The 4777-nt window shown below is 56.7% G+C and carries 2 protein-coding genes; one reads left to right on the top strand and one right to left on the bottom strand.

What is annotated here, in order from left to right:
- Window positions 1-741: 741 nt before the first annotated feature.
- Window positions 742-2553 carry an SLC13 family permease gene (locus VGP75_RS15375; RefSeq protein ID WP_327544498.1) on the bottom strand — a complete coding sequence of 604 codons (1812 nt, stop codon included), beginning with the start codon at window positions 2551-2553 and terminating at the stop codon, window positions 742-744.
- Between the two features lie 552 nt (window positions 2554-3105).
- On the opposite strand from VGP75_RS15375, the gene VGP75_RS15370 reads away from it, so the two are divergent.
- Window positions 3106-4308 carry an IS256 family transposase gene (locus tag VGP75_RS15370; RefSeq protein WP_327544497.1) on the top strand — a complete coding sequence of 401 codons (1203 nt, stop codon included), beginning with the start codon at window positions 3106-3108 and terminating at the stop codon, window positions 4306-4308.
- Window positions 4309-4777 lie beyond the last annotated feature (469 nt).

Genomic DNA, 4777 nt, shown 5'->3' with positions numbered 1-4777 from the left:
GAGCAAGGACACTCCGGGAATGGCTACGGCCCTCTGAGGTCGATAAGCCGATTGGAACCTCGCTCGCGGAATTCATCAGGGCCAGTGGAGGCAATGCCAAAACATAAACAGGCCGGACAGACGACAGTACTGACGAAAATGGCCGCAAACATCGACAGAAAACGCTTGCAATGCAGGAGCCAACCACAGAGGCCGTTCAGCCATCCCCGGTCATGCTGCGCTGCGGCTTCCCGGAACCCGCCATTCGCCGCGTTTGCGAAATCAACACCATGATAAATGACGGTAGAGCGGGACTGAGTTTGCAGCATCTTAATAGTGGTGCGAAAGGCAGTTCCAGACTGAAATTCAATTTGATCGAAAACGCGGGTATTGGCCGACATACGAGGAGCGAACGAATGTCGAGGGGCTCGAAGGTCTGTCCTCTTCCGAGTCAGCTACACACTCATGATGCGTCGACATCTATGAACTCGCTGACGCGGGCGAAGAGATCCTAGTATCGACATTGGGCCATTCCATGCTGCCGAACGCGTCGGGCTTCTTCGAAGTTCACTGGCGCATCACCAACGAGAATGGGCCCAACCATCCTCTCCGTCCGATGCGGCTTGCAATATCCGAGACGGCATCAGTGCTGACAAGCGAGGCTGCCGGGGGGCCTCGTTGTGATCGCATGGCAGTCACATAGCACTTTGCGCGAATGTCACCCTGATGATTGGCGTTAACGCTGCTTACCGTCATGTTTCCCTAGAGAAACAGGTTGACCCCGATCAACAAGACGACGGTAAACAAGATTGTTGACGCTAGCCCGGCGCGCAAAAAGTCCTTCACACGGTAGCCGCCCGGACCCATCAGTAGTGCATTGACCTGGTGGGTAGGAAGGAAGAACGCGTTCGACGCGGCGATAGCGACGATCATCGCAAATTGCGCAGGGTCTGCATCCACGCCGACTGCGACATTAACGGCCAGCGGGATCAGCAGGACGGTCGCCCCGACGTTCGAGACGGTCAAGGTGAAAGCGGTGGTCAGCAGCACGATGGCCAGTTGGATCGCCCAGATAGGCATGCCTTCAACTGCGCCAATCACTTGGGTCGCAATCCATGCGGCTGTACCGCTTTGTTCAACTGCCTGCCCCAAGGGGATCAGAGCAGCGAGCAGGAAGACTGTTTTCCAAGATACCGCGCGATAGGCCTCATCAGGTGACAGGACGCGGCTGACAAGCAGTATCGCGGCACCGATCATCAAGGCGAGCGAAAGGCGGAAGTCAGAAAACAGTACCAGTGAGAGAGCAACGGCAAAGGCACCAACTGCCCACCATTTCTTGTCGGTCCGGGGTTGTTCGCGAGGATAGTCGCTGATGGCGACGAAGGCGGGGTTCTTCAACAACGCAGTCAGGCGCTGCCAGCGGGCAAAGAAAACCAGCACGTCACCGGCGGCCAGCGTCTGAAAGCGCAGATCACCTTCCAGCATTTTGCCGTTTCTGTGAATGCCGACCAGCGTGATGCCATGTACCTTACGGAATTCAAAATCCCGCACGCGCTGGCCAACAGCATCGCTACCAGGGCGGATGACGACCTCGGCCAGTCCGGCCAGTTCATCATTCTGGAGCAGGGCAAAAGTATCCTCTTCCGCTGCGACAAGACCGTTCCCATTTGTGAAGTCGTCAAGAACAGTGTCCGAGCCTGTCAGACCTAGGGTAAGGTTCGCCTTGATCACAACATCACGGGCCGGCGCTACGATCATTCCGTTTTCATCGGTGATCGCAGTAATCAGAACGCCTTTGAACTCGGTCTCGATCTCTTGGACGCTGCGGCCGATAAGCGCACTGCCCGCAGTCACGCGCCATGCGTGCGTGTCGTTCTGCAGGCCGTAGCGTTCGGATAGCTGCGGCATGGATGGGCGTTCACGCCCGCCGCCTTTGACGTTAGGCAACAGCCATCGACCGAAAACTGCAAACATAGCTATACTGGAAACAACTAGGGCAAGGCCGATCGGCGTAGGGGCGAACAGATTAAAGGGTTCGTACTCCATCCCAAGGTTGCGCATTGAGTTCGCCAAAAGATCGTTCAGCAGGATTAGTGGGCCAGAGCCGACAAGTGTTGTGGTTCCACCCAGAATCGCGGCAAAACCCATAGGCATCAGCAGGCGCGACACAGGGATCGAGGTGCGCTCAGCCAGACGTTCGGTCACGGGCAGGAACAATGCTGCAGCGCCGATATTCTGCATGAAACCGCTGATCCCGGCCACAGTACCACTGATCAGGGCAAGAATTCGGCTTTCTGTCCGGCCGCCGATCTTTTGTAGAAAGGCCGCGACACTGTTCATCACGCCGACCCTGTCCAACCCGGCACCAAGGATCATCACTGCGATGATCGAGATAACGGCGTTTGATGAAAAACCGGCAAACAGCATGCTGGAGTCCACAAGGCCCAGCACCCCAACGGTGACAAGAATGAGGATCGCTGCAACGTCGATGCGTACAATTTCAGTTACAAAAAGCGCTATGGCACCAGCCAACACGGCCAGCACGATCATCATGTCGGGGGTAAGCTGCTCCATAATCCGTCCATTCAAGTAGTGTTTGATGCAATCAGGGTCGGCATTGGATATAGTGCTAATAATACATTTTACTAGTGTAATGTTTCGACCGATGATCAGGCTATTCACTAAGGCGGTTGGGGTTACGTTTGATTAGTTGCACGATTTCCAAAAATCCCGCGAAAGAAGGGACTTTCTCCGATCTTCACGGGGAGGGCGAAGGCGGTTCGGGCAGGCCTTGTTCGAGGATGCGACCAGCCTCAATGAACCCGAGCTCGTCAGCCAGCTCACGCACAAAACACCTTTCGTGGGGCCAGAACCACCTTCACCCCCAGCAGACGCGGGACATGCCCAATCATGCATGAACCGTTACAATTTGAACAGTTTTTGTACGTTTGAGAGGCGCTAGGCGGGCTGAAACGCTGTGTTAGACACAGTGTTTTGAATCATCGTTTTGGCCACAGCAAAAGCAACACAGGAGAAACGCGCGAAAGTTGGTGATGCCCTGAGGGGCGGCATATCATGGCGGTGTCGAGTCGCCGTCAATTCTCTGCTGAGAAAGGGATATGCCACATGTCAGAGACTACCATCACTCAACTGCCCGATCCATCGGGTTTTACATCCGACCCATTCACCGACGTCCTGCGCGATGGAGCGCGCAAGCTGATCGAACAGGCGATCCACGCCGAGCTGACCGCGCTCATGAACGCCTTTTCTGGGGACAAGCTCGAGGACGGCCGGGCACGCCTGGTCCGACACGGTCATCTGCCCGAACGCGAGGTGATGACCGGCATTGGTCCGGTGCCCGTGAAGGTGCCACGCGTGCGGGATCGGGGTGCTGGCAAAGACAAGGTCACGTTCACGCCCAGCATCCTGCCGCGGTATCTGCGTAAGGCAAAGTCGGTCGAGGATCTGCTGCCGTGGCTCTACCTCAAGGGCGTGTCCACAGGCGACTTCAGCGAGGCTCTGGAGGCGCTGCTTGGCCCGAATGCCAAGGGCCTGTCTGCCAAGACCGTCACGCGGCTGAAGGCCGGCTGGTGGAAAGACTACGAGGCTTGGCAGAAACGCGACCTTGGCAACCGGCGCTTTCTCTACATCTGGGCGGACGGGGTCTACTTCAAGCCACGGATGGCCGAGGAAAAGCAATGCGTTCTGGTGATCGTGGGAGCCGATGAATACGGCCGCAAAGAGCTTCTGGCGATGACCGACGGCTTCCGCGAAAGCACCCAAAGCTGGCGCGAGGTGCTGCTCGATCTCAAGCGCCGCGGCCTGAAGCAGGACCCCAAGCTGGCCATCGGTGACGGTGCCCTGGGGTTCTGGACCGCGCTGCGCGAGGTGTTCGCCACGACGCAGGAGCAGCGTTGCTGGGTCCACAAGACCATGAACGTGCTGAACGCGCTCCCGAAATCCATCCAAGCCAAGGCGAACACCGCCTTCGATTTCTTCGTCGCAACCTACGGTGTGAAATGGGACAAGGCGGTTGCCAAGCTGGTCAAGGACCGGGACGCGCTGCTGACCTTCTACGACTACCCGGCGGAACACTGGAAGCACATCCGGACGTCAAATCCGATCGAGAGCACCTTCGCCACCGTCCGACATCGAACGAAACGCACCAAGGGATGCCTCAGCCGCAAGACCGGGCTGGCCATGGCCTTCAAGCTGATGATGTCGGCGCAGAAGAAATGGCGAAAACTCGACGGGCAAAACCGCCTGCCCGAGATCATCCAGGGGGTTGAGTTCCGCGACGGGATCCGCCAACTTCAAACCGCCGCCTGATCACGCGTCACCAACTTTTGCCCATATCTCGCAACACAGTAACTCGACCTACTCTTGGAACATACTAGCCTGACCTAGTTCTGCGACGACACCAAAGCGACACAGTCTTCAAACAAACTCGTCCAAAATCGTGTCTAATTTGTGCGAACGGCCCATAGCTGCCGTCCATCGGCCTCCTCGGGGTCAGGCTGCGTCAGCACTACCAAGCCATTTTGCGTTTGTTCTAACTGCGTTGGGGGCAGCCTGCCGGCCTGGCAGGCATGCCCGCAATCAGCGAACAATTGCCAACGGTGATAAGAATGGCGCCTTAATTTCACCATACATAAATTTATTCTTATTTATGAATGTAATTCGAAGGAACTGATCATATGAAACCGAAACTCTCCAATGCCATGCCACTCGGACTTGTTCTGTTAACACTTTCCGTCGCACCCGTTTTCGCCGATCACGGCAACCCTTGGGCCGGTCC

The organism is Yoonia sp. (genome assembly GCF_036007805.1).
Lineage (GTDB): Bacteria > Pseudomonadota > Alphaproteobacteria > Rhodobacterales > Rhodobacteraceae > Yoonia.
Note: the sequence above shows the minus strand (reverse complement) of the source record. Positions and strands in the feature narration are given on the sequence as shown.

Excerpts from the sequence above, each read along its gene's own strand:
- VGP75_RS15370 (WP_327544497.1), top strand. The coding sequence starts at position 3,106 with ATGTCAGAGACTACCATCACTCAACTGCCCGATCCATCGGGTTTTACA.
- VGP75_RS15375 (WP_327544498.1), bottom strand. The coding sequence starts at position 2,553 with ATGGAGCAGCTTACCCCCGACATGATGATCGTGCTGGCCGTGTTGGCT.